The sequence below is a fragment of the Xanthomonas sp. NCPPB 3442 genome, from assembly GCF_056725145.1.
Map to the genome: position 1 here is coordinate 2955953 of NZ_CM161514.1, position 22569 is coordinate 2978521.

The 22569-nt window shown below is 63.4% G+C and carries 20 protein-coding genes, 1 other RNA gene and 3 pseudogenes; 11 read left to right on the top strand and 13 right to left on the bottom strand.

All coding sequences use genetic code 11. The features are described 5' to 3' along the window. Positions 1-108: 108 nt before the first annotated feature. Positions 109-1059: a hypothetical protein gene (locus AC1POX_RS12890; RefSeq protein ID WP_372356234.1), complete on the bottom strand. Its 951-nt coding sequence runs from the start codon at positions 1057-1059 to the stop codon at positions 109-111. 34 nt (positions 1060-1093) lie between these two features. Continuing rightward, positions 1094-1597: pseudogene (locus tag AC1POX_RS12895) on the bottom strand (IS3-like element ISXc8 family transposase); the annotation flags it as partial. Between the two features lie 65 nt (positions 1598-1662). Between AC1POX_RS12895 and AC1POX_RS12900 the strand changes: the two are divergent. Both AC1POX_RS12900 and AC1POX_RS12905 read left to right on the top strand, forming a co-directional pair. Further along, a pseudogene (locus AC1POX_RS12900) lies at positions 1663-1830 on the top strand (transposase); the annotation flags it as partial. Between the two features lie 74 nt (positions 1831-1904). Continuing rightward, a pseudogene (locus AC1POX_RS12905) lies at positions 1905-3013 on the top strand (IS3-like element ISXca2 family transposase). Positions 3014-3179: 166 nt separating this feature from the next. Here AC1POX_RS12905 and AC1POX_RS12910 read toward each other — a convergent pair. Together AC1POX_RS12910 and AC1POX_RS12915 are read right to left on the bottom strand one after the other, a co-directional pair. Further along, a complete protein-coding gene (locus tag AC1POX_RS12910; protein ID WP_372356235.1) occupies positions 3180-4043 on the bottom strand; it encodes a nucleotidyl transferase AbiEii/AbiGii toxin family protein in 864 nt (287 codons plus the stop codon). Further along, the gene (locus tag AC1POX_RS12915) at positions 4040-4645 is read right to left on the bottom strand and encodes a type IV toxin-antitoxin system AbiEi family antitoxin domain-containing protein (RefSeq protein WP_062794306.1); all 606 of its coding nucleotides are present in this window, start codon (positions 4643-4645) and stop codon (positions 4040-4042) included. Before AC1POX_RS12915 ends, AC1POX_RS12910 begins: the two co-directional genes overlap by 4 nt. Positions 4646-4870: 225 nt before the next feature. Between AC1POX_RS12915 and AC1POX_RS12920 the strand changes: the two genes are divergently transcribed. The 6 genes from AC1POX_RS12920 to AC1POX_RS12945 all read left to right on the top strand — a co-directional run bounded on the left by AC1POX_RS12920 (position 4871) and on the right by AC1POX_RS12945 (position 9335). Beyond that, on the top strand, positions 4871-5527 hold the full coding sequence (locus tag AC1POX_RS12920; protein WP_372356236.1) for a hypothetical protein: 657 nt from the start codon (positions 4871-4873) through the stop codon (positions 5525-5527). Then, positions 5524-6729 carry an XRE family transcriptional regulator gene (locus tag AC1POX_RS12925; RefSeq protein ID WP_372356237.1) on the top strand — a complete coding sequence of 402 codons (1206 nt, stop codon included), beginning with the start codon at positions 5524-5526 and terminating at the stop codon, positions 6727-6729. The genes AC1POX_RS12920 and AC1POX_RS12925 overlap by 4 nt, the downstream gene beginning before the upstream one ends. Positions 6730-6745: 16 nt before the next feature. Further along, positions 6746-6994, top strand: a complete 249-nt coding sequence (locus AC1POX_RS12930; RefSeq protein WP_372356238.1) for a hypothetical protein — start codon at positions 6746-6748, stop codon at positions 6992-6994. A 20-nt stretch (positions 6995-7014) separates the two neighbouring features. Continuing rightward, complete coding sequence (locus tag AC1POX_RS12935; protein WP_372356239.1) at positions 7015-7476, top strand: hypothetical protein; 462 nt, start codon at positions 7015-7017, stop codon at positions 7474-7476. Between the two features lie 293 nt (positions 7477-7769). Then, on the top strand, positions 7770-7946 hold the full coding sequence (locus AC1POX_RS12940; protein WP_008576117.1) for a hypothetical protein: 177 nt from the start codon (positions 7770-7772) through the stop codon (positions 7944-7946). A 282-nt stretch (positions 7947-8228) separates the two neighbouring features. Then, the gene (locus AC1POX_RS12945; RefSeq protein ID WP_031423069.1) at positions 8229-9335 is read left to right on the top strand and encodes a sensor domain-containing diguanylate cyclase; all 1107 of its coding nucleotides are present in this window, start codon (positions 8229-8231) and stop codon (positions 9333-9335) included. A gap of 42 nt (positions 9336-9377) precedes the next feature. Here AC1POX_RS12945 and AC1POX_RS12950 read toward each other — a convergent pair whose 3' ends face one another. Continuing rightward, the gene (locus tag AC1POX_RS12950) at positions 9378-9887 is read right to left on the bottom strand and encodes a chemotaxis protein CheW (RefSeq protein ID WP_011347768.1); all 510 of its coding nucleotides are present in this window, start codon (positions 9885-9887) and stop codon (positions 9378-9380) included. 11 nt (positions 9888-9898) lie between these two features. After that, complete coding sequence (locus AC1POX_RS12955) at positions 9899-11557, bottom strand: methyl-accepting chemotaxis protein (protein ID WP_277572703.1); 1659 nt, start codon at positions 11555-11557, stop codon at positions 9899-9901. A gap of 312 nt (positions 11558-11869) precedes the next feature. Here AC1POX_RS12955 and AC1POX_RS12960 point away from each other — a divergent pair, with 312 nt between their 5' ends. Further along, positions 11870-12475 (top strand): DNA-3-methyladenine glycosylase, encoded by a 606-nt coding sequence (locus tag AC1POX_RS12960; RefSeq protein ID WP_372357176.1) that lies wholly within the window; start codon positions 11870-11872, stop codon positions 12473-12475. On the opposite strand, the gene AC1POX_RS12965 is transcribed toward AC1POX_RS12960, so the two are convergent. Next, positions 12415-16809, bottom strand: coding sequence for a DEAD/DEAH box helicase (locus tag AC1POX_RS12965; protein WP_372356240.1), 4395 nt, complete (start codon positions 16807-16809; stop codon positions 12415-12417). The genes AC1POX_RS12960 and AC1POX_RS12965 overlap by 61 nt on opposite strands. Before the next feature lie 189 nt (positions 16810-16998). On the opposite strand from AC1POX_RS12965, the gene AC1POX_RS12970 reads away from it, so the two are divergent. Next, positions 16999-17075, top strand: a non-coding RNA gene (locus AC1POX_RS12970) — sX9 sRNA. 76 nt (positions 17076-17151) lie between these two features. Continuing rightward, positions 17152-17532, top strand: coding sequence for a DUF3301 domain-containing protein (locus AC1POX_RS12975; protein ID WP_008571309.1), 381 nt, complete (start codon positions 17152-17154; stop codon positions 17530-17532). 193 nt (positions 17533-17725) lie between these two features. On the opposite strand, the gene AC1POX_RS12980 is transcribed toward AC1POX_RS12975, so the two are convergent. From AC1POX_RS12980 to petA, 6 genes are all read right to left on the bottom strand, one after another. Beyond that, entirely contained in the window at positions 17726-18058 is a 333-nt protein-coding gene (locus tag AC1POX_RS12980; RefSeq protein ID WP_372357177.1) for a hypothetical protein, read from the bottom strand. Between the two features lie 190 nt (positions 18059-18248). Continuing rightward, entirely contained in the window at positions 18249-18689 is a 441-nt protein-coding gene (locus tag AC1POX_RS12985; RefSeq protein WP_008571311.1) for a ClpXP protease specificity-enhancing factor, read from the bottom strand. A 78-nt stretch (positions 18690-18767) separates the two neighbouring features. Continuing rightward, a complete protein-coding gene (locus AC1POX_RS12990) occupies positions 18768-19403 on the bottom strand; it encodes a glutathione S-transferase N-terminal domain-containing protein (RefSeq protein WP_005915265.1) in 636 nt (211 codons plus the stop codon). A 416-nt stretch (positions 19404-19819) separates the two neighbouring features. After that, on the bottom strand, positions 19820-20578 hold the full coding sequence (locus AC1POX_RS12995) for a cytochrome c1 (protein WP_014090392.1): 759 nt from the start codon (positions 20576-20578) through the stop codon (positions 19820-19822). Beyond that, positions 20571-21830, bottom strand: coding sequence for a cytochrome b (locus tag AC1POX_RS13000; protein WP_008571315.1), 1260 nt, complete (start codon positions 21828-21830; stop codon positions 20571-20573). The genes AC1POX_RS12995 and AC1POX_RS13000 overlap by 8 nt, the downstream gene beginning before the upstream one ends. Then, positions 21830-22474, bottom strand: a complete 645-nt coding sequence (petA, locus tag AC1POX_RS13005; RefSeq protein ID WP_011347774.1) for a ubiquinol-cytochrome c reductase iron-sulfur subunit — start codon at positions 22472-22474, stop codon at positions 21830-21832. Before petA ends, AC1POX_RS13000 begins: the two co-directional genes overlap by 1 nt. Positions 22475-22569: the final 95 nt, after the last annotated feature.

Genomic DNA, 22569 nt, shown 5'->3' on the forward strand with positions numbered 1-22569 from the left:
ATCGGCGCTAACTTCTTCGCCGTGGCACACGCACATGGCCATTTGCGACCATGATTTGTGCGCGTGCCATTGCCATTCGTTGTCGGGCTTGCTTGGAGCAGCAGTCCGTCACGCCAACACTGCCGCCGCGCAAGGCATGGAATACAAGCCTGCGCGTTGCTGCGTGACGACGAGTGCTCCGTAGGCCGCCAGTCGAGCCTCGTGCTCCGGCTTGCCCTTGTCCTTCGACTTGATCTTGAACAGGTCAATCGGCTTGTCGCTCTTCTGGCCAGCGCGCTGCATGATCCTTTCTCCGTCCACCTCGACTCCCTTGAACGACCACAGCGACTCGAAGACCTTAGCCTGACCATCGGTGAACCGGATCGGCGTGGCCTGCACGTCCGGCAGCGTCGCCCACTTGAAGTCCGCCGAGAATGGCCCGTTCACAGGTGCGGCCGGATCGACCACTGCTGGCGCTGCAGACGGTGCCGAAGGGATGAACGAGATCCCGCCGCCATAGAACGTGAATCGTTCTTCCAGCGCCAGCCATTCCACTCCTGAGCCGAAAGGCGATCCACGCGTCGTGCGCGGCCTGGGAGTGATGACCCGGATGTTGCTTCCCGCCACCCGAATACGATCCAGCAAGGTCGGCTCATGCAGCACTCTCGTCAGATCTCGGGCCAGCACGACCGGAGAGCTGCGGGCATTACCGAGCCGCCAAGCACAGTCGCCCAAGTCATCGATGTCGTCGCGGCTCTCGATGTCGAGCGCGAGGCGCATTTTCTGCCGCAGCCAGTCTTCATCCAGGGCCAACGCCGCACCGTCGCTTGCCTCCACAGGCACCTGGCCACACTCCGGGCACCGGCAGATCCGACCGCCCCGTCCATCGCCCCAGACCTGTGCCCGATGCTGCTGACAGTGGGGGCAGAGCACAAAAGATTGATCCACCACTGTTGGCCTGACGGCTTTGCCGAGCGCAGACAAAGCAGATACCTCGCGTGGCGAGAGCGTGGCCCGCAGCACCGGCGTGCCGCCTGCGAACAGCCGGCAAATCAGGGCCCAGGCATCGTGCGTCGCCATTGATCAGTCCTCGAAGGCCGATGATGAACGGGTTCTACCCCGATATCACGGACGGTTGTAAAAGAGCTGCAACCTTCTGATCCTGCTTGGCCGCCCTTCGCCGCATCCTTGGGTTGTGGCGTCGCTCGATGTAGTCAAACACATCCGCTCTTGCTCCATCCAGTGTGGTGTAGCTCGTTCGATAGATCCGCTCACGCTTGAGTAGTCCAAAAAAGCCTTCGCAGGCCGCGTTGTCGCCGCAATGCCCCACAGCGCTCATTGAACAGATCAGCCCGTTAGCCGCCAGATACCTCTGGTAGTCACCGCTGCGGAACTGACTGCCACGATCCGAATGCACAATCACCTCATCGCTTCCTTGCCGCTGCCAGACCGCCATCTGCACAGCCCGGATCACCATCTGACGGTCCTGCCGAGCGTGCATTGACCAGCCAACAATGCGCTGGTCGTACAGATCCAATACGATGCACAGATACAGCTTGCCCTGCTGGGTCTTGATCTCGGTGATATCGGTCACCCACTTGGTTTCCGGCTCCAGCGACGCCCCCCCGATTTTGAGTAGCACCTCAGTTTGGAGTCCAATTCCCTAACTCGAGGAGATTGGACGTGAAGAAGCGTTTTTCTGAAGAACAGATCATCGGCTTCCTGCGCGAAGCTGATGCCGGTGTGGCGATCAAGGACCTGTGCCGGCGGCATGGCTTCAGCGAGGCTTCCTATTATCTGTGGCGCAGCAAGTTCGGCGGGATGAGCGTGCCCGATGCCAAGCGGCTCAAGTGTCGACTCCCCGTAAACTTGATCCAGCCATAACTAGAGGTCTCCGGGCACACTAGCCATCAAGGAGACCACCAATGCGCAAGAGCAAGTTCACCGATAGCCAGATCGTCGCCACGCTGAAGCAGGTCGAGGGTGGCCGCCAAGTCAAGGATGTGTGTCGTGAGCTAGGGATTTCCGATGCGACGTACTACGTCTGGAAATCCAAGTACGGCGGCATGGAGGCCGCTGATGTGCAGCGCCTTCGCGACCTGGAGACCGAGCACAACAAGCTCAAACGCATGTACGCCGAGCTGGCGATGGAAAACCATGCATTGAAGGATGTCATCGCAAAAAAACTGTAGACCCGGCGCACAAGCGCCCGCTTCTGGCCTGGCTCATCGAGCAGCATGGCTGGAGCGAGCGCCGGGCCTGTTCGGTGGTTGGCGTGGCGCGCTCGACGATGCGCTATCAGCGTCGTCCCGATCGGGATGATGAGGTTATCGCGCTGTTGTCCGAGTTGGCCGAGCGTTTTCCTGAGCGTGGATTTGGAAAACTTTTTCAAATCATCCGCCGTCGCGGACATGTGTGGAACCACAAGAGGGTCTGGCGCGTGTATTGCCTGATGAAGCTCAATCAACGTCGTCGCAGCAGGCGCCGGGTACCGACGCGTCATCCACAGCCGCTGGCCTGCGGTGATCGCCCCAATGCTGGATGGTCGATCGACTTCATGTCCGATGCGTTATGGGACGGTCGGCGTTTTCGCACGTTCAATGTCATCGACGATTTCAGTCTGGAAGCCTTGGCGATCGAAGTGGACCTGAATCTTCCGGCCGCCCGCGTCATCCGCACGTTGGAACGCATCGCAGCTTGGCGCGGCTATCCGAACAAGCTACGTTTGGACAACGGGCCGGAATTTGTCGCGCTGGCCTTGTCCGAGTGGGCCGAGCGTAAGGGCATCGCCTTGGACTTCATTGAACCGGGGCGTCCGATGCAGAACGGTTTTATCGAACGCTTCAACGGCAGCTACAGGCGCGGCGTGCTGGACATGCATCTCTTCCGCACGCTGAGCGAGGTCCGCGAACAGACCGAACACTGACTTGCCGACTACAACCAACAGATCCCGCACGACAGCCTGGGCGGACTAACGCCCGCTGAGTTCCGTGATCAACATCAACCGCAGACCTCTAGTTTTAGCTGGCATTGAATTGCGGGGAGTCGACACTTGGTCGGGAACCTGTGGGCGGGGTTCGAAGGGTTGGCCGCAGTGCGCGCAAAGTCGAGTAGTCATCGTGGTCTCCATGCAAAGTCCGTATGGAGACCGCCACTGACCGTGGCGAAGGGCGCGAAGCGGCTGCCCTATGAAGGGATATTCAACGAGCGACGGTGTTCAGCGCGGGTGCCAATGCCACGCTCAAGCGGCCAACGATGGCGGGCAAGGGTTCTGGCGGAAGTTCGTTCTTCTTGAGAAATGCCAGCCACAGCGCCTGGCGCGAAGCGTCGTGCGCAAACTCGTCCGTCAGGCCGACTGGCAGCGCGTCAGGAACCGCCATGCCGCGTCTTTCGAATGTGGCCTTGATCGCTTGGGCCAGCAGATCAGTGTCCAGAGTTTCCCGTTCCACCAGCACCGACAGATCGAAGTAGTCCTTCAGGCGGCTGTTGGTCATGCCCAGCAACGCGATGGCGTGGAGCTTTTCCGCGATGACGGTGTACGTTGGGTAGGCCCGCAGTCGTGGCGCGGGCATTTCCTCCAGCAGTACTGGGTAGACCGAATCAACAGGCGCTGGGGTGACGGCGTCGCCGAAGCCGACATCGATTTGGGTCTTGCAGCGTGCTCTGGCCAGATCGCCTGCAATCATCACGCGAACGCCGCCGTAGCCAGCTTCCTTGCGGATCTCCTCGACCGTGACGGAGGCTGGGTCGAACACGATGCCGTCGTCGACCGGTACAGCTGCGATGTCCCGGAATACTTGGGCCACTGACTCCAGATCACTGGCACCGAAACCCAACAGATCGGCGTCGCGTGTGGCCCGGTGTGGCATGTCGTACCAGAGCGTGAACAGCAGCGCACCTTTGAGCAGAAAACGGTCCGCGTGCGGCGACTGGGTCAGCCGATAGAGGATGCGCTCCAAGGCAAAGCGCACCAGCACCTGATTGAAATCGACGCCTTGCGCCTTGGCGACATTGAGCAGACGCGCACGGACGGACGCCGCAACATTTGGGGCGGCAGTACTCATCCAACGCTCTCCAGATAGGGGCGCATCACATTGGCAACGCGGCATATCTTGGCGAAACGCCAGATGTCGTCGACGGATGCCTTGCTGCGCGCCCGAGCGTCCTTCAGCGCCTCCAGCGCCACATCCAGCCCGATCTTGTTGCGGTGCTTGAAGCAGTCCGCCACGGTCTTGGCCACGCCGTACACCCGAAGCCTGACACCGTCGCGTTCGACTTCCTCAATCCCTGCCGAGTAGGCATCACCCGTGAACTGCACCATCTTGACGGGCGGGTAGTCGACCCGGGGCGGGTGGCTGCCCCGAGGCATGGCGATCCAGATCTGACGCGGCAGCTGTGTGGTCAGCTCATGAAACTGCAGCGCCGTAAGCAGGCAGAACACCGCTTGAGGTACCTTGGTGGCGATGGTGCCAAGGCTCTCGAATTCCGAAACCTGCGCATCCGGCAGACGGTAAAGGCCACGCCCCACCTTCTCTAGTAGACCCGCAGCGGTCAGGCGCGTCAGAACGACCCGAGGCGCACTGATGGCGTCCAGATCGCTGGCGCGCAGTAGCCCCTTCTGGCTGGCCAGATCGAGGACGCGTTGATTGTGGGTACTGGAGAGCATGGGTGGAGTATGTTCCGTTATTTCGTCGAATGCAACTTCCGGAAGACAAAACGAAACATTTAGCCCACGTTCTCCCGTTATCGCTGTTGGCAAACGATCCGCTGGGCGCGCTACAAATCGGGGGTGTTGCCGCTTCAATCGCAGCATCCCCCACACGAAAACCTTTTAAGCGAAATTATTTGATGATAGAATCCGCTTGAACGAAATCCGATGACGGAGTTGCCAATGGCCCAGCCGAACCAAGAAACGATCCATGACCTGCTTGTGAGGAATATCCCGCGTGAGCTTGTCATGGGCCTCGAAGAAGCCAAGCTGGTCGGCGCTCAACGTGCCTATGCTGCGGCGCGAGGGATGGATGACGGGCACTTGCCCAGCGTGGTGGGGCAGTTGCGCCATTTCCATATGAACGAGTCCTTCCATCGCGCTCTCGCCGTTGCAGACGCATCTCCCTCACCGCTACGCGGCAATCAGATCGTCACAGGCCGGTCTGGGATATTCACCTTGGCACGGTTCAACACCAAGTATGGGGTCTGGAACAGCGGGCGGCGTAGCGAAACCCGAAAACAGATGTCCCTGGCGAACGCAGCCATCGAGCCGCTGGTTCAACCCGGACTCTTTTCAGGCTACGTGGAGCCATCCCAAGCGGTTGTGTTCGTCGTGGCCTGCTTTGCAGGATCGCTGCACAGCCAGCCGGACACACCCGTCTCCATCGAAATCGCGGTTCCAGATCGCCACATGCAAGGCTGGCTTTTCCGGGAACCCATTGAAGCATTCATCAAGCGCTACGACCAGCAGCCGACAGCAGGCCAGGACGATTTGGCTGTGCCGAAGCTGAAGAAGAACATTGGCAAACAACAAGACAAAGACGGAACAGGATCATGAGTAGGGGTGTACAAGGATTTCAGAAAGATCGACTTAGCCAAATTCTTGCGGCCCGTCGTCTGACTCAAGTCCAGCTGGCCTCAATGGTCGACGTGTCTCCGGCGACCGTCAGTAAGTGGCGCGCAGGAACGCAAGCACCCGAGCGTGACGCGCTTGAACGCCTTGCTGGCGTGGTCAACGTCACGCCGGAATGGTTTACGCGTGCGCCCGGGGCAAAGTTGTCGTTGCCGCTTTTTCGCAGCAACGCGTCAGCGCACGTCGCTGCACGCGCCATGCTGGAGGCCCGCCTTGAGTGGGCCCAAGACGTGGCGGCTGCCCTGATGGAGTACGTTGACTACCCCGATGTCAATTTGCCCTCTCGTGATTACACCGAGCCGGAGCAGATCACAAACGAGGATATCGAGAAGGCTGCCTGCGAATGCCGGGATCTGTGGCGTCTGGGCCGCTCGGCGATTCAAGACTTGGCACTGGCCGTGGAAGGCGCTGGGGTAATCCTCGTTCGGGAAGAAACCGGCGTGGCCCAGATTGAAGGGCTGTCGGCTTGGAGCGAGGTATTGGGCCGACCGTTGATCCTCCTGTCCGCCGACAAGGACAATGGTTACCGCAGTCGCTTCGACCTTGCCCACGAAATCGGGCATCTTGTTCTGCATCGTCACATTCAGCGCACGACTGACAGCGCACGCCACAAACTGATGGAGCAGCAGGCGCACCGCTTCGCAGGCGCTTTTTTGCTGCCCGCCGAAACGTTCGCAAGCGAAGTTCGTGTGCCACCGACTCTGGATGACTTGTTGCTGTTGAAGCGCCGTTGGGGCGTGTCGGCAGCGGCGATCATCATGCGGCTCAAGGCACTTGAGATGCTGGATGAAGATGGTGCTCTGATGCTTTTCAAGCGTCGCTCTGCTCGGTGGGGTGCGAAATCGGAACCCGGAGACGAGGACCGTCGCCCAGAGCAGCCACGTCTGCTTCGTCGCACCATCGATCTGTTGGTCGAAGAGAAGGTCATGCCTTTGGACGCCATCCCGAGACACATCGGACTGGCTGCGGGCGACGTGGAAGCACTCGCCGGATTGCCCGAAGGCTACTTCCAGGGCAAAACCAATGTCGTGGAGTTTGCGCGACTGAAAGCAACCCAGAAGCAGGTTGATGACCAACCAGCCCAAGGCAATAAGGTGGTGCCATTCCGGCCCGTCTCCAAATCCTGATGTGAAAGGAACAGCGATGTCCAAGAACACAAAGCAGACGTCCTCACGAATTGGTCGGCTGGCGTCGGAAACGCTGCAAAGCAGCAGTTCATCGCAAGTGGCCAAGAGTCTGGCCGCCTCGGCACTGTCTCAGCGCAGCGGCGACAAACAGACGGGTGCCGAGATGGAAGACAAGGCCGCACGCGTTTTGGCCAGCGACCGGTACGCCAAAGAGACGAAAGAACTGGCGGCTTCGGTTCTGTCCCAGGCCAACAAGCAGCGCTGAGCCAGGCAGTCGAGTCCCTCATGTCACAGGATCTGAGCGACTCGCAACTGAAGGAGCTTTGGCGTCAGGGAAAAATCCCGGTCATTTTCAAGCGCAATAAGCCACTCCCGGTCTTGGCGCGCATTCCGTTTGCCGAAGGGAACATGGAGTGGCTGCGGGATGGCCGACGCCTGAAGCCAGATTGGTGTGCGCAGTTCAAAGCCTGGGAAATTCCGACGGCGTGGTTCGACAGCGTGATCAAACTTGCGCTGAGGCGACACCAAGAGGTCTACGTGATCCAGTTGTACCGGGAGCACCAGAAATGCGCTCCGGCATGCTGGAACGCTGAGGGCTTTCACTGCGAATGCTCCTGCATGGGGGAGAACCACGGCGGTGGTCATCCAGGCGGCAACTGGTACGAGGTTTCCGAAACCTTTGCCGTGTCCTGGGGGCAGCAGCGCTATTCATGCCGCCATCTGAAGGTCAAGAACCCCGGGCGCTGACCGTGGCCGAGCAAGCTATCGAAGGTCGGAAATGCGCGGAGACAGCCAAAGTCCACCCGGACCTCCGCATCGTATATAATCCCGCCTACGGTGTCCTCGCCGGTGAGGCAGGAAGGTTCTCTCTAGTAGGGGACTACACCACCATCGAGTCAAACGCACAAGCCCTGGAGACGTCATGTTTCCGGGGCTTGCGCGTTTTGAGGGTGTTGCGGTGCAGGGCCGGCCGGTCGCCGTGGCGTGGGGATCACATCGCGCGCGCTAACGTCCGGCTTCACTCCACAGCGGACCACACCATGAGCAAGAAAGACCAGCAGCCCGATGACGTCGCCGACGATGCGCACGGCGTGACCGAGAGCCAGCAAGACCGCAAGCACGACGATGCCGCCAAGCAACGCCCGGGCCAGGAAGATCTGAAGGTCCACGACGAGCAAAGCCGTCGCCCCACTGGCAAGGCTGGCCAGGGAGAGTGAGTTGGCCAAGCATGCTGCCGGGCATCGGGCAGCGCCGCGGCACGCCGATGCGGTGAACTTCCGTGCTGCATCGCCGGAGGCGCGTTGCACCCTGTCGTGCAGCTGAGACCGCTGCATCTGTGGGACTGAAAACCTGGCACCGGCCAGCCACGCGTTCCTGTGGCAAGATCCGGACAGGCGCTCGCCGATATGCCGCTGCCCTGGGAAGCAGTGCCTTGCCAAGGTTGCAGTCGCATCGGCCAGTGCGTTGTCGCGTCAACCCCTCATCGCCTTGATGGCGCCTTGTTCCCGGTGGTGCTTTGCATGCAGATACCCGATGCACCCGCGTTGAACCTGATCCAGGCAACGTTACTGCCAGGCGGCGTCAACGCCATTCCCGGGGCGCGCCTGCCGGCCAACGAAGATGAGCGCGTGGAGGCACTGCATGCCTACCGCCTGCTGGACACCGCACCGGAGCCGAGCTACGACGCGTTCACCTCGATCGCAGCCGCGCTCTGCCGGATGCCGATGGCGCTGATCTCGCTGGTCGATACCCATCGGCAATGGTTCAAATCCAGGCTCGGCATGCAGCAGAGCGAGACGCCGCGTGAATTGTCGTTTTGCGCGCATGCCATCCTCGAACCCGATCAGGTGATGGAAGTCGGCGATACCCACCTGGACAAGCGGTTTGCGCGCAACGCGCTGGTGACAGGCGAGCCGCAGATCCGCTTCTATGCAGGCGCGCCGTTATTGACCCCGGACGGCATCGCACTGGGAACCCTGTGCGTGCTGGATCGCGTTCCGCGGCGCCTGTCGGTAACCGAGCGCGACGCGCTGCAAGCCTTGGCCAGGCAAGTCGTCAGCACCATCGAACTGCAACAGGCCGCGCGGCTGGTGGAGCTGGATGCACTGCGCGATGCGCTCACCGGGCGATGGAATCGCGCCGGGCTGGAGCACGCTTTGCACGCGCTTGCCGACGCGCCCAGCTCTGCCGCCGATGCGCCCCTGGGTTTCATGCTGCTCGAACTGGACGGCTTCAAGCGGCAAAAATTGCAGGCCGGCGCGGCAGCGGCCGATGCCACCTTGCTTCAGGTGGCTGCATTGCTGGAAGCGCAGCTTCCGGCTGACGCACTCGTGGCGCGTCTGGCCTGCGATCAATTCTGCGTGGCGCTGCCGGAGACCGCTGCATCTGCAGCCCTTGCCACTGCCGAAGACTTGCGCAAGGCAGTGGAAGACGCGCACTGGCCCACCGGCCCGTTGACGCTCAGCGCAGGTGTGGTGGACGTTGCCACGCCAACCGCGCTCGACAGCAATACCCTGCTTGCCCGTGCGCGACACGCGTTGCAGCAGGCGCGTGGCGATGGCCGCAACCGCGTGCACGGCTTCGACGGTTGGCAGCTGCGGGCCTGATCGACGCAGACTGCGCCGATCGCCCTGCTGCACGGCTGTCGCTCAGGCCGCCAGTGCGTCGGTGTTTCCGGCGATCTCGTCCACCTGCAGCACCTGCTCCATCTCCAGCAGTACCACGAAGCGCTCGCCGACCTTGCCCATGCCGCGCAGCAGATCGCGGCGGATATGCGTGCCGAACGACGGCGCCGCTTCGATGTCCTGATCGGCCAGTTCGATCACTGCATTGACCGCATCGACCAGCACGCCAATCACCTGCGTGCCCTGCGCCTGTTCGGTGGCCACAATCACGATGCAGCTGCGTTTGCCGATCGTGCTGTCTGCGCGCCCCAGCCGCGATTGCAGGTCCACCACCGGCACCACCGCGCCGCGTAGATTGATCACCCCGCGCACGCAATCCGGCATCGACGGCACCGGTGTGGGAGCGCGGTATTGAATGATCTCGCGGATGCCGAGAATGCTGGTGGCGAAGGTTTCGCCATCCAGTTGAAAGGTCAGATATTGCGCGGCGACATCGGCATCGCCGGGCATCACATCAAGCGTCGGTGCGGTCATTGGTCGCTCTCTCAGAAACGCGCGAACTGGCCTTCGTCCGGGCCCTCGGACATCGCATACGCCGGCGCTGCGTTGCTGCGCCAGCCACGCGTACCCGCCGCACGCGCCGGACGCGCAGCGACCTGCTTGCGGCGCTTGGGCGGCGGAGTCGGCGCGCCCTGCCCGCCCAGCCGGAAGAACGCCATGCTCTGCTGCAGCTGTTCGGCCTGCGCGCTCATTTCCTCGGCAGTGGCGGCCAGCTCTTCGGATGCGCTGGCGTTCTGCTGGGTGGTCTGGCTCAACTGCACGACCGCCGAATTGATCTGGCTGACGCCGGAAGATTGCTCCTCGGAGGCGGCGGAAATTTCCTGCACCAGGTCGGAGGTGCGCTTGATGCTGGGCACGATCGAATCCAGCAAACGACCGGCGCGGTCGGCCAATTCCACGCTGGAACTGGCCACCTCGCCGATTTCCTGCGCGGCCACCTGGCTGCGTTCGGCCAGCTTGCGCACCTCGGCGGCGACCACGGCAAACCCCTTGCCATGTTCGCCGGCGCGCGCGGCTTCGATCGCGGCATTGAGCGCAAGCAGGTTGGTCTGGTACGCGATGTCGTCAATGATGCCGATCTTCTGCGCGATCTGCTTCATCGCCTGGGTGGTGGCCACCACCGCTTCGCCGCCTTCCACGGTTTCTTTCGCGGCCTGGGTGGCCATGCCGTCGGTGACGCGCGCGTTCTCGGTGTTCTGGCTGATCGATGCGGTCATCTGCTCCAGCGACGCACTGGTTTCTTCCACACCGGCGGCCTGTTCGCTGGCCGCCTGCGACAGCGACTGCGCAGTGGCGCTGACTTCCTCCGACGCGCTGGCAAGGGTTTCGGCACTGGTATTGACCTCGCCGACCACCTGCGACAACTTTTGCACCATGGTGCGCATCGCTTCGAGCAGTTGCGCGGTTTCGTCGCGGCCATGCACATCGATGCGCATGGTGAGATCGCCTTCCGACAAGCCGTTGGCCACCGCCACCGCGCGGCGGATCGGCCCGGTGACGCTGCGGCTGATCACCACGCCGAGAATGGCACCGAGCAACACGCCGCTGCAGATGATGGCCACCAACAGCCTGGAACTGCGTGTGTGGATCGCGTCGGCTTCGGCGTTGGCCGCCGCGGCGCTGCGCTCGCGCAGGCCGCTCAGGTCGGTCATCAGGTTATCCACTTCGTCCGAACTGGCACGTACCGCGCGCGAGAGCGCGGCCAGTTCCGGATTGGCCTCGCGCAAGGCTTCGCGGTTGGCGACTTCGATGAAGCGGCCGCGCTCGTCCAGATACTTCTGCCAGGCGCGATCGAATTGCGCCAGCTTGTTCTTGCCTTCCTCGCTCTGGAAGCTCTCCCGCGCACGGGCCATGTGATCGACCACCTTGGCGGTGTATTTGTCGATGTTCTGCACATGCGACTGGCGCTCTTCTGCACTGCTGGCCAACAACAGGTTGGCGCGCGCGCGGCCGGCATAGATGAGGTTGATGTTGGCTTCCTTGACGTGGGACATGCCGAGCAACTCGCGCTCGTACAACGACGTCGACAGCGCGCTGATGCGGCCGGAGTTGGAATAGCCCACCCACCCGATGCATGCGCCGATGGCCGAGACGATCAGGAATGCCACGATCAGTCTGGTTCCGATTCTGAAGTTGCCTAACATTGGGGAGTTCTCTCAAGAAGGATGCGTGGGCGACATGCGCTACAGGAAGGCGATGGCGCTGCGCGTACCGCGCATGGCGATACGGCGGGTCTAACCCATCGCTAATGGCTATCGGCGACGACAAAACGCGCTTGAGATGCATCCAGAGCCGGAGTGCCTATTCATCAAATCGAATCTGCGCTTTTGTGACAGATCACGCGCTCATCACCGCCCATATTCGGAAAAACCCTACCCCCGCCCGTGCGCTGTCCAGGCCACACCGCTGGGACATCACGTCTGCGCAGCTATGCTTTGGCCATGCCTGCAAAGCCCTTGCCCCGCACGTTCTATGCCCACGATGCCCGCCACGTCGCGCCGCAATTGCTCAACAAGGTGCTGGTCAGTGCGGACGGACGCCGCGGGCGCATCACCGAAGTGGAAGCCTACTGCGGCAGCGACGACCCGGCCGCGCACTCGTTTCGCGGCATGACTCCGCGCACGCGGGTGATGTTCGGTGCGCCGGGGCACCTGTATGTGTATTTCATCTATGGCATGCATTGGGCAATCAATGCGGTCTGCGGCGGTGCGCCCGGGCATGCGGTGCTGATCCGCGCACTGGAACCGCTGGACGGAATCGACCGCATGCAGGCCGCGCGCGGCGCCGCGCCGGTCACTGCCTTGACCACCGGCCCAGGCCGCCTGGCGCAGGCGTTCGGCGTGACCGCCGCCGACAATGGGCTGGATCTCAGCACTGCGGCCGCGCGGCTCTGGATCGAAGACGACGGCGTGCCGCCCCCCTCCCATCCAGTGGCAACGCCGCGCATCGGCATCCGCAAGGCCGTGGACGCGCCATGGCGCTGGGTGGTTGCAGATAGCCGCTATGTGTCGCGTCCGCTTCCGCGCGTGACCGGAAAAGGCACGCCGCCCGCGGGCGATTGAGCCAACCAGCGCTCCATCGGCGATTGCTCGGCCGCGCCCGGTCCGCGCTGTAGCAGACGCAACGCCTGCTCGGCCTGCTCGGGGGTGAGCTCCTGCAAGGCCTGGAAGCGGTCTGCCGCCCAGACCGCCATCGGTAGCCCATCCAGCGAAGCGACGCGATTGCCCGGCACGCGCGCGACCCGCTCGCCGGGCAGCAGACTGCCGAGCAGGTTGCTTGGGTCGCTGGCACTGACGCAGATCCATTGCTGCGGCAACGGCTGCGCGCGCACACGGCGCAGGGCCGCAATCGCGTCCGGCAACGCAAACTGCTCGCCGGACAGCCCGGCGATAAACCGCCCGCCGCGGATTTCGCCACGGGCTTCCAGCCGTTGATACATGCGCAGCAATTCCCGCCATGGCGGCAGCCATGCGGCCTCGCGTTCGAGCAGCCGCCAGCACACCACGCCGTAGCGCCGCAGCAGCGTGCGCGCGACGTGTTCGAGCGTGTCCTGATGGCGCTGCGCGGCTTCGGCAAGCGGCAGGTCGGGCAGCGCCCGCACCGGCGCCCAGCGGCCCGCATCGCGGATGCCCAGTGCGCTGGCACGGCGACGCTGCCGCGACAGTGCCGACGGCCGCTTGGACGCCGGCACCAGCAGCGCGCGCAGGCCGGCATAGCTGTCGCAATGCGCGCGGCCACGCATCACCAGCTCGCTCAAGGCATCTTCCAGCTCGGTGTTCATCAGATGTGCCGCGTCGGCGATTTCGTCGAAGAACAGCGCGCCTTGCTGCTGCAGCACCTGCATGACCCGTTGCGCGCGGGAGCCCAATGGCGCGTCGTCGGCATCGCGCGCCAACGCGCTCCAACGCTGCGCTTCGCGTCGTGGCAGCAGCACGATCGGCGTACTGCGCAGTGCAGCGCCGCTGCGGCCGCCGCCGGGCCGCAGGCGTGCCCACAGCGTGCGCCCGGCAGTGCACAACTCATCCAGCCAGGCCGGTTGATAGTCGCGGATGCGCGCCGGCAATAGCTCGCTCTCCCACAGCACCGCAGGCGCCTCGAAGCCCTCGAGTTGCCCCACCACACCGGCCAGCGCATCCGGCCCGGCCACCCGGCTGCTGCTGTCCACGTGCTGCCACTCGAACAGAAAACGCGCGTAATCGCGTTGCGATACCGGTTCGATCTCGCGGCGCAGGCGCCCCAGCGTGTAGCGGTGGATGCGTGCCAACAGATGGCGCTCGCACCACTCTTCGCCCTGCACATGCGCATTGAACTGCCCGGCCATGACGTAGCCCTCGCGTTGCAAGGCCGCCAGTGCGAGCGCGATTTCTGCTTCCGGTACCTGCAATGCGTGGGACAAGGCCGGCACCTGTGCCGGGCCGACCGCGGACAAGCGCCCGCGCAGCAGTTCGCGCACCGCCCAGTCGCGCTGCCAGTCGGCAACGCGGCAATCGGCCGGCGCCTGCAACGGCGGCTGCACAGTTGCTTGCCGATACAACGGCAAGAACCAGTCGATACGCTCGGCGCTGACCCACAGCGCCGGGCTGCCGTGCAAGGCAATGCAGCTGGCACGACCCGCTGCGGCCAGCGCGGCCAACCATGCCTGCCACTGCGCGTCGGTAGCCTCTGCGACCGGCAACACGCCCAGCCCCACCAATGCCTCGTGCATTTCTTCGGCATCGCGCGGCTGTGGCCAGGCCTCTTCGCACACTGCGGCAATCGCCTGCGGATCGAGCTGGCCCAGGTCGTCGCTGGTCTGCGGCGTGTAGCGGCGACTTTGCACGGCCTGGGTACGGCGTTCTTCCAGCGGCGCATCGTCGAGAAATGCATACGGACGCGCATTCAAGGCTTCGGCGGCCAGCGGCGACGGCGCGGCCAGGTCGCGCGCGACCAGCGTCACCGCGCCCGATTCCAGGCCGCGCAAAACCTGCAGCCAGCCGTCGCTATCCATGGCGTGATGCAGGCAATCTTCCAGGGTCTGTGCCACCAACGGGTGGTCGGGCACCTCGCGTTCGCCGACCAGATTCTCCGCACAGGCCACCTGGTCCGGGAATACCGTGGCGAGCAAATCTTCGGACTTCATGCGTTGCAACTGCGGCGCCACCTTGTTGCCGCCACTGAAGCGCGGCAGCGCCATCGCGTTGGTGGCGTTCCAGCGCCAGCGCACGCCGAATAGTGGTGCGTCCAGCAATGCCTGGATCAATACATGCTCGGCCGACGACGAATGCAGGTAACGGCCAACCTCTTCCAGCGCAAAGCTATGACTGGTCGACAGCGACAACACAATCGCATCTTCGGTGGCCGCCGCCTGCAATTCGAAATTGAAGGTGCGGCAGAAGCGCTTGCGCAGCGCCAGCCCCCACGCACGATTGATGCGGCTGCCGTACGGCGAATGGATGACCAGCTGGGTACCGCCGCTGGCATCGAAGAAGCGCTCCATCACCAGGCACTGCTGGGTGGGCATCGCGCCCAATGCCGTGCAAGCGTTTGCCAGATAATCCACCAGTTGCCGCGCCGCTTCGGCGGACATCTCCAGCTCGCGCTGCAGCCAGTCGCGCGCGGCTTGGTGCGGCGCGGTGTCCAGCCGCGCGGCAATCTCGCCACGCAGGCGCGACACCGCCGCAGACAGCTCATCGCTGCGGCCCGGCGCTTCGCCCAGCCAGAACGGAATGTTCGGCGGCGCGCCCTTGGCATCTTCCACGCGCACGCGCCCGGCCTCCACGCGCAGGATGCGGTAGCTCGCATTGCCGAGCTGGAACACATCGCCGGTGAGGCTTTCAACGGCGAAATCCTCGTTCACCGTGCCGATCTTTTCGGCCTGCGGTTCCAGCACCACGCTGTAGTCGCCGGTTTCGGGAATGGTGCCGCCGGAAGTGAGCGCCGTCATGCGCGCACCGCGCCGTGCATGCAGGCGCCGGTGCACGGCATCGCGATGCAGATACCCGGCGCGCGGACCGAGGCGGGTGCTGAAGCCATCGCACAACATGCGCACCACGCTGTCGAAGGTGGCACGGCTCAACCCGGCGAACGGCCACGCGCGCCGCACCAGCGCGAACAGCGCATCTTCGTCCCAGTCTTCGCATGCGGCTTCGGCAACGATCTGCTGCGCCAGCACATCCACCGGCGCCGTCACAATGCGCAAGGCATCCAGTTCGCCGCGGCGGATGCTGTCCAGCAGCGCGGCGCATTCGACCAGTTCGTCGCGGGTCTGCGGAAACAGGCGCGCCTTGGGCGTACCGCCGACCTTGTGTCCGGAACGCCCGGCGCGTTGCAGGAAGGTGGCGATCGAGCGCGGCGAACCGAGCTGGCAGACCAGATCGACATCGCCGATATCCAGTCCCAGTTCCAGCGATGCGGTCGCCACCAACACGGTGAGATCGCCGGCCTTGAGCCGTTGCTCGGCCAGCAGGCGCGTCTCGCGCGACAGGCTGCCGTGATGCGCCGACACGCGCTGCTTGCCGAGCAGATCGCCCAGATGCCGCGCCGCGCGTTCGGCCATGCGCCGTGTGTTGACGAACACCAGCGTGGTGCGATGTTGCTGCGCCAGTGCGGCCACATCGGCATACACCTGCAGCCACTGGTCGTTGGACATCACCACGCTCAGCGGCGTGGGCGGCAACGCCAGGGCCAGATCACGCTTGCGGGTGTAGCCGATATCGACGATCTCGCACGGCGGCGGCACGCCGTCTGCGTCGACACCGACCAGGAATTGCGCCACCGTTTCGATGGGCTTCTGGGTGGCCGACAGCCCCACCCGCGTGATCGGCTGCGCGACCAGCCGCTGCAAGCGCTCCAGCGTCAGGCTCAGGTGGCTGCCGCGCTTGTCCGACGCCACCGCGTGGATTTCATCGACGATCACGGTGCGCACATGCTGCAGCGACGCGCGCCCGGATGCCGACCCCAACAGTACGTACAGCGACTCCGGGGTGGTCACCAGAATATGCGGCGGCGTGCGACGCGCCTGCGCGCGCTCGCGCTGCGGGGTATCGCCGGTACGCACCGCGGTACGAATCGGCACATCCGGCAAGCCGCCGGCGACCAGCGCCGCACGGATGCCCTGCAAGGGCGCGTCCAGGTTGAGGTGGATGTCGTTGGACAAGGCCTTCAACGGCGAGACGTAGACCACACGGGTTTCGTCGGGCAACGCACCGCCATTGGCCAGCCCGTCGCGAATCAATGCATCGATGGCGGCGAAGAAGGCCGTCAGCGTCTTGCCCGAGCCGGTCGGCGCGGCCACCAGCGTGTGGCGTCCGGCCTGGATCGCCGGCCACGCGGCGACCTGCGCCGGTGTCGGCGCAGCGAAGGTCTGCGCGAACCACGCAGCGACCACAGGATGGAAGTGTTGCAGGACAGGATGCATTGGCAATGCCCGACACCATTGCTCATCATGACGGCAAGGCGCGCGGATATAACTCGGCGTGAACCATAATCAATGGGGCTGCGCAGCGGTCCAGACAAGCCACGGGCCAGGCCGGCAGTGAACGATTTAGCGCGGCTACAAAACGACTGCACAGCCGCCAGGCGGGCGCGGCCGGTGCTCGGAATCGGCATGTACCGCTCGTACACTCCGGTTCTGAGCGCGCCGTCTGCGCCCACCCGACAGCTGCTCGCTACGTTTTGTTAGCCGCTGTTAGCGCAATGGTGGCGGCCTCTGCCGTCGGCAAGGCGACGCCTTCGCAACGTTGCGGCACCGGCCCGGCGATTGTCCGCCGGCCACGTGCCGTGGCACATTGGCGGCATGCCCAGCCTGATTCTTTTCATGATCGCCGGCGCCGCGCTGTTCGCGTTCTGGAACTCCTCGCGCGCGGCTGCCGAACGCGCCGACATTCTTGGCCGCAATGCCTGCCGCGCGGCCGACGTGCAATGGCTGGACCAGAGCGTGCATTCCACCAATATCCGCGTGTGCAGGATGCCCAGCGGCTGGCTGGGCTTCGAGCGCACCTTCCGCTTCGACTATTCCTACGACGGCGTGGATCGCCATAGCGGCAAGCTGGTGCTGCGCGGCGATCAACTGATTGCCTTCACCGGGCCGCAGGTCGCTACCGTCAGGGCATTGCACCCGGAGCATGAGCGTCTGGAGTGAGGCGCGCAGCTGCGGGTCACCCGCACGCTGACACCTGACATACCTGCAGCTTCACCTGTCTGGGTTACAGTGATTGGCCGGCCAGCTTCCCTCTGGATTCCAGCAATCATCGAGCTGTTGCTGCGCGCTGTCGCCGTCTGTGCACGCGGCTGGCCATTGCATCAGTCGGCGGCACTCCACACAGCCGGCCACTTCATTCCAAAGACGTCGAATCCGCGGGAACGGGCTCGTAGCCATTGTCCCTGCCGCTCAGCCAGCACAATTGCAGCTTGCCCTCTCGACGCAGCTGCGCCTGGGCGAACAGCCACAGCGGATCCAGCAGGTCGGCATCCTTCAATAGACGCGACTTGCCGGCAATTTCCATGCTGAGAAAATGCGCCTCACGCGGCGTGCCGATGAAGCTGCGCGCAATCAGACAACGCTCGCCATCCACGAAGCGATAGATGTCGTACTCGTACGCGTCGTCGAGTGCGCCGGACGGATCCGGCGCGCTGCAATCGACATGACGGGTGCGCTCTACGTGCAATCGAACCCTCCACTTGGCGAGTCTGCAGGTCATACGCTTGCCGCTTTCAGCGCAGCCAACAGAACCTGGGACGCCGTCACCGGTAGCCGTGGACGGCACGCAGGAACTTCAGCTTACACGTGGTCCCTGCTGATTCCGCGCACCGGCCTGCACTCGCCTTGCGGCGGCGCAGGCGTGTGGTGTGCTGTCCTTACTTCACCACGCGAAGATGCGGGCGCTTGCCACCGCTGGACGGTTCGTCCGGCGTCGGCGCACTCGGTGGGGGCGAGCCCGGATCCGGCGGCTCGCTGTTGGTGCCGGGGATGTCGTCCGGCAGCGCCATGCCCTGCCCGGTTTCGCGCGCATAGACCGCCAGTACGGCGGCCATCGGCACCATCACCGGGTGGCTCACGCCACCGAAGCGCGCGGTAAAGCTCACGCTTTCGTTGTCCACCTGCAGGCCGACCACGGCACGCTCGGCGATATTCAACACGACGCGACCGTCCTTGACGGCACTGGCAGGCACCTGCACACCGGGCAGGCCGGCATCCACCAAAACGTGCGGCGTCATGCCGTTGTCGTTGATCCATTCGACCAAGGCCCGCAACAGGTACGGGCGATGGCTGGTCATGCGGGGGAAATCTTCGCTCATTGCGTCATTTTACCCGCACATGGCCCGTCGCGGCGGCCACGCGATCGGAAGTCCGTCTGTTGGCATACAGCCGTCGCATCAGCCCGGCAGATCGCGCAGCTTCTTTTCCTGATCGGTCAGGCTGCGGATAAAGCCCGGGTTGCGGAAGATCCGGTTGCCGTAATCCTCGATCGCCTTACCGTCCTTGGGCAGGCTGATTTCCAACGCGTCCAGTCGCCAGATGATCGGCGCCATCGCGCAATCGGCCAGACTCATTTCCGGATTGAGGAAGAATTTGCTGGCTTTGAACAACGGCACCGAGGCGGTAAGCAGTTCTTTCAGACGCTTGCGGCCGGCCTCGGCCTGCGTCTTGTTGCCGAGCTGGATCGCCTGCACTTGCGGCACCCAGTCATGCTCGATGCGCAACATCGCCAGGCGCAGACGCGCGCGCGAAAGCGGGTCGACCGGCATCAGCGGCGGATGCGGATAGCGCTCGTCCAGGTATTCGCTGACCACCGAGGCGGCGTACAGCACCAGGTCGCGTTCGACCAGCGTCGGCACCGAATGATAGGGATTGAGATCGATCAGATCTTCGGGAGGATTTTGCGGGTCGACCGGCACCAGGTCGTAGGTCACCCCTTTTGCCGCCAGGACCAGACGGACCCGGTGGCACAACACGTCGTCGTTGGACGAAAACAAAGTCAAGGTATTCCGCATACGCACACTCGTCGCCATTCAAGGCTCTCCGACGACCGGAATCCGCCGGCCGCATCGGCGCGGCCGGCCCAACGCCGACAGTCACCACGGTCTATCGAGTGTGCAATCACGTCACGCAAAAGCCAAGAGTGATAGGGCTTATTAATGTTCCGATAAGCCGGTTGCTGCGCTGCTCCCCCGAGACCGCAGGACATGTAGGCGCTGCAACCCTGTTGCAGGGATCTACGCTGACGGCCCCGATCGACATGCCGACATGCTGTTCGCTTGCCAACCATCAGCCCGCCCCCTCTCCGCACGGGAGGTGGGGGCTAGCGCTTTCTGTTGGGAGCGCCCGCAAGGCTCGGCGACAAATAGAGGTATCCAAGCACCTGCGATACCTGCCTGCCCTGCATTGCATTGTTCGCTTCCGCAGCCGATGACGGCCTACGCAGCGTTCAGTGCACGTCCTTCCAGTATTCCTTCTTCAACAAATAAGCGATGAAGGTGAGCAGCGCCAGGAACAGGACCACCCACACGCCCATGCTCTGGCGCTTCAATGCGGCCGGCTCGCCGGCATACTCGAGGAAGTTGGCGATATCGCGCACGGTCTGGTCGAATTCCACCGGTGTTTGACGCCCTGGCTGCCCAAGCTTCAATGCCTCCACCGGCTTGTCGCCGGTGGCCTTGTCGGCCGGGCCGAATTGCGCCTGCTGCAGGCCTTGCAACTCCCATAGCGGGTTGGGCATGGAGGCGTTCGGAAACAGCTTGTTGTTCCAGCCCAGCGGGCGTGTCTGGTCCAGATAGAACGACTTGAGATAGGTGTAGACCCAGTCCGTACCGCGCACGCGTGCAATCAAGGTCAGATCCGGCGGCGCCTTGCCGAACCACTTGGTCGCCGCGTCGTGCGGCATGGTGCCTTCGATATGTTCGCCGACTTTGGCGCCGGTGAAGTTGAGATTGGTCATGACCTCCTCTTCGCTCAGGCCCAAATCGCTGGCCATGCGCGAATAGCGCAGGTACTTCAACGAATGGCAGCCGGAGCAGTAGTTCATGAACAACTGCGCACCACGTTGCAGCGATGCGCGATCGCTCAGGTCATTACCTGCTTGCTGCACCGCCCCGCCTTCGGCCGCCATTGCACCACCAGCGATTACCAGGCCGCAGAGCAAGGCGACCACGCGCGACTTCCATGACGTCACGTTGGAATTAGTCATGGGTCGTCACCCGCTCCGGAACCGGCTTGGTCTTGTCCAGCCGCGTCCACACCGGCATGGTGATGAAGAAGGCGAAGTACAGGAAGGTCAGCACGCGCCCGACATAGGTTTCATGCGCGTCGGTGCCGGGGCCGGAACCGATCACGCCCAGCCAGACGAAGCACACCACCAGCACGCCCAACGCCAGCTTGGAAATCCAGCCGCGGTAGCGCACCGAGCGCACCCTGGCGCGATCCAGCCAGGGCACCAGGAACAGGATCGCGATGGCCGAGAACATCACCAGCACCCCGCCCAGCTTGTTGGGCACCACGCGCAACATGGCGTAGTACGGCGTGTAGTACCACACCGGCTTGATGTGCTCCGGCGTCACCAGCCGGTTGGCTTCGGTGAAGTTGTCGTGCTCCAGGAACAGGCCGCCGAACGCCGGCGCGAAGAAGATGATGAAGGCAGCGATCAACAGCAGGAATCCAACGCCGACCAGGTCCTTGACCGTGTAATACGGATGAAACGGAATGCCGTCGGCCGGCTTGTGCGCATCCCAGCGATTGCCCTTTGGACCTTTCTTGATGTCCACCCCGTCCGGGTTATTGGAACCCACTTCGTGCAGCGCACCGATGTGCAGCACGATCAATAGCAGCAACACCAACGGCAATGCGATCACGTGCAAGGCGAAGAAGCGATTGAGCGTGGCATCGCCGGGCAGGTAGTCGCCCATGATCCATTCGGTCAGCCCATTGCCGATCACCGGAATGGCGCCGAACAGCGAGATGATCACCTTCGCGCCCCAGAACGACATCTGCCCCCACGGCAACACGTAGCCCATGAAGGCTTCGGCCATCAGCACCAGGTAGATCAGCATGCCGAGAATCCACACCAGCTCGCGCGGCTTCTGGTAACTGCCGTACATCAAGCCGCGGAACATGTGCAGATACACCACGATGAAGAACAGCGAGGCACCGGTGCTGTGCATGTAGCGGATCAGCCAGCCCCACTCCACGTCGCGCATGATGTATTCGATCGAAGCGAATGCATCGGCGGCGCTGGTCTTGTAGTGCATCGTCAGGAAGATGCCGGTGACGATCTGGTTGACCAGCACCACGATGGCCAGCGAGCCAAAGTAGTACCAGAGGTTGAAGTTCTTAGGCGCGTAGTACTCGCTGATGTGCTTGCGGTACATGGGCATCAGCCCGGGCGCGCGCTCGTTGACCCAATCAAACACGCCATTGGCGGTACGGACCAGAACATTGCTCATCAGGCAGCCCCCGTGGTTTTGGCCGACGCACCGGCATCGTCAGGATCGACGCCGATCACCAAGGTGTTGTCGTCCACGTAGTGGTGTGGGGGCACCAGCAGATTGATCGGTGCCGGCACGCCGTCGAAGACGCGGCCGGACATGTCGAAGCGCGACTTGTGGCAAGGGCAGAAGTAACCGCCCTTCCACTGCGGGTCGTAAGGCTCGGGGCGGATTTCGGCGACCATCTCCGGCGAGCAACCCAGATGCGTACACAGCCCCACCAGCACCGAAATGTCGGACTTGATCGAGCGATATTCCGGGTTTTTCAGCACGTACTCCGGCTGCTGATCCTTGTTCTCGGACTTGGGGTCCTTGAGCCGGTCGTCCAGCGACGGGAGCGCGTCGAGCATGGCCTTGGAGCGCTTGACGATCCAGATTGGCTGACCGCGCCATTCAAGGACCATGCGCTGGCCTTCCTGCAAGGCGCTGATGTCGGCGGTGACCGGTGCGCCAGCCAACTTGGCACGCGCACTGGGATTCCACGACTTCACGAACGGAACTGCAACGAATCCTGCTCCGACCGCACCGACCACGGCCGTTGTCGCGGTTAAAAACCGACGACGCCCGATATCAGCAGGTGCGTTAACCCCATCGTTGGCCATCCGGCTCTCCGATCTTGATTAGGTAGCGTGAGGCTGCCAACGGCTGGCGGGGGGTCCAGCCGCGATGAATCGACCGCAGTGTAGCGGAACGCTTA

What these genes read in the sequence shown, in the direction of transcription:
- AC1POX_RS12890 (WP_372356234.1), bottom strand. Translation starts at nt 1,059, where the DNA reads ATGGCGACGCACGATGCCTGGGCCCTGATTTGCCGGCTGTTCGCAGGC.
- AC1POX_RS12910 (WP_372356235.1), bottom strand. Translation starts at nt 4,043, where the DNA reads ATGAGTACTGCCGCCCCAAATGTTGCGGCGTCCGTCCGTGCGCGTCTG.
- AC1POX_RS12915 (WP_062794306.1), bottom strand. Translation starts at nt 4,645, where the DNA reads ATGCTCTCCAGTACCCACAATCAACGCGTCCTCGATCTGGCCAGCCAG.
- AC1POX_RS12920 (WP_372356236.1), top strand. Translation starts at nt 4,871, where the DNA reads ATGGCCCAGCCGAACCAAGAAACGATCCATGACCTGCTTGTGAGGAAT.
- AC1POX_RS12925 (WP_372356237.1), top strand. Translation starts at nt 5,524, where the DNA reads ATGAGTAGGGGTGTACAAGGATTTCAGAAAGATCGACTTAGCCAAATT.
- AC1POX_RS12930 (WP_372356238.1), top strand. Translation starts at nt 6,746, where the DNA reads ATGTCCAAGAACACAAAGCAGACGTCCTCACGAATTGGTCGGCTGGCG.
- AC1POX_RS12935 (WP_372356239.1), top strand. Translation starts at nt 7,015, where the DNA reads ATGTCACAGGATCTGAGCGACTCGCAACTGAAGGAGCTTTGGCGTCAG.
- AC1POX_RS12940 (WP_008576117.1), top strand. Translation starts at nt 7,770, where the DNA reads ATGAGCAAGAAAGACCAGCAGCCCGATGACGTCGCCGACGATGCGCAC.
- AC1POX_RS12950 (WP_011347768.1), bottom strand. Translation starts at nt 9,887, where the DNA reads ATGACCGCACCGACGCTTGATGTGATGCCCGGCGATGCCGATGTCGCC.
- AC1POX_RS12955 (WP_277572703.1), bottom strand. Translation starts at nt 11,557, where the DNA reads ATGTTAGGCAACTTCAGAATCGGAACCAGACTGATCGTGGCATTCCTG.
- AC1POX_RS12965 (WP_372356240.1), bottom strand. Translation starts at nt 16,809, where the DNA reads ATGCATCCTGTCCTGCAACACTTCCATCCTGTGGTCGCTGCGTGGTTC.
- AC1POX_RS12985 (WP_008571311.1), bottom strand. Translation starts at nt 18,689, where the DNA reads ATGAGCGAAGATTTCCCCCGCATGACCAGCCATCGCCCGTACCTGTTG.
- AC1POX_RS12990 (WP_005915265.1), bottom strand. Translation starts at nt 19,403, where the DNA reads ATGGCGACGAGTGTGCGTATGCGGAATACCTTGACTTTGTTTTCGTCC.
- AC1POX_RS12995 (WP_014090392.1), bottom strand. Translation starts at nt 20,578, where the DNA reads ATGACTAATTCCAACGTGACGTCATGGAAGTCGCGCGTGGTCGCCTTG.
- AC1POX_RS13000 (WP_008571315.1), bottom strand. Translation starts at nt 21,830, where the DNA reads ATGAGCAATGTTCTGGTCCGTACCGCCAATGGCGTGTTTGATTGGGTC.
- petA (WP_011347774.1), bottom strand. Translation starts at nt 22,474, where the DNA reads ATGGCCAACGATGGGGTTAACGCACCTGCTGATATCGGGCGTCGTCGG.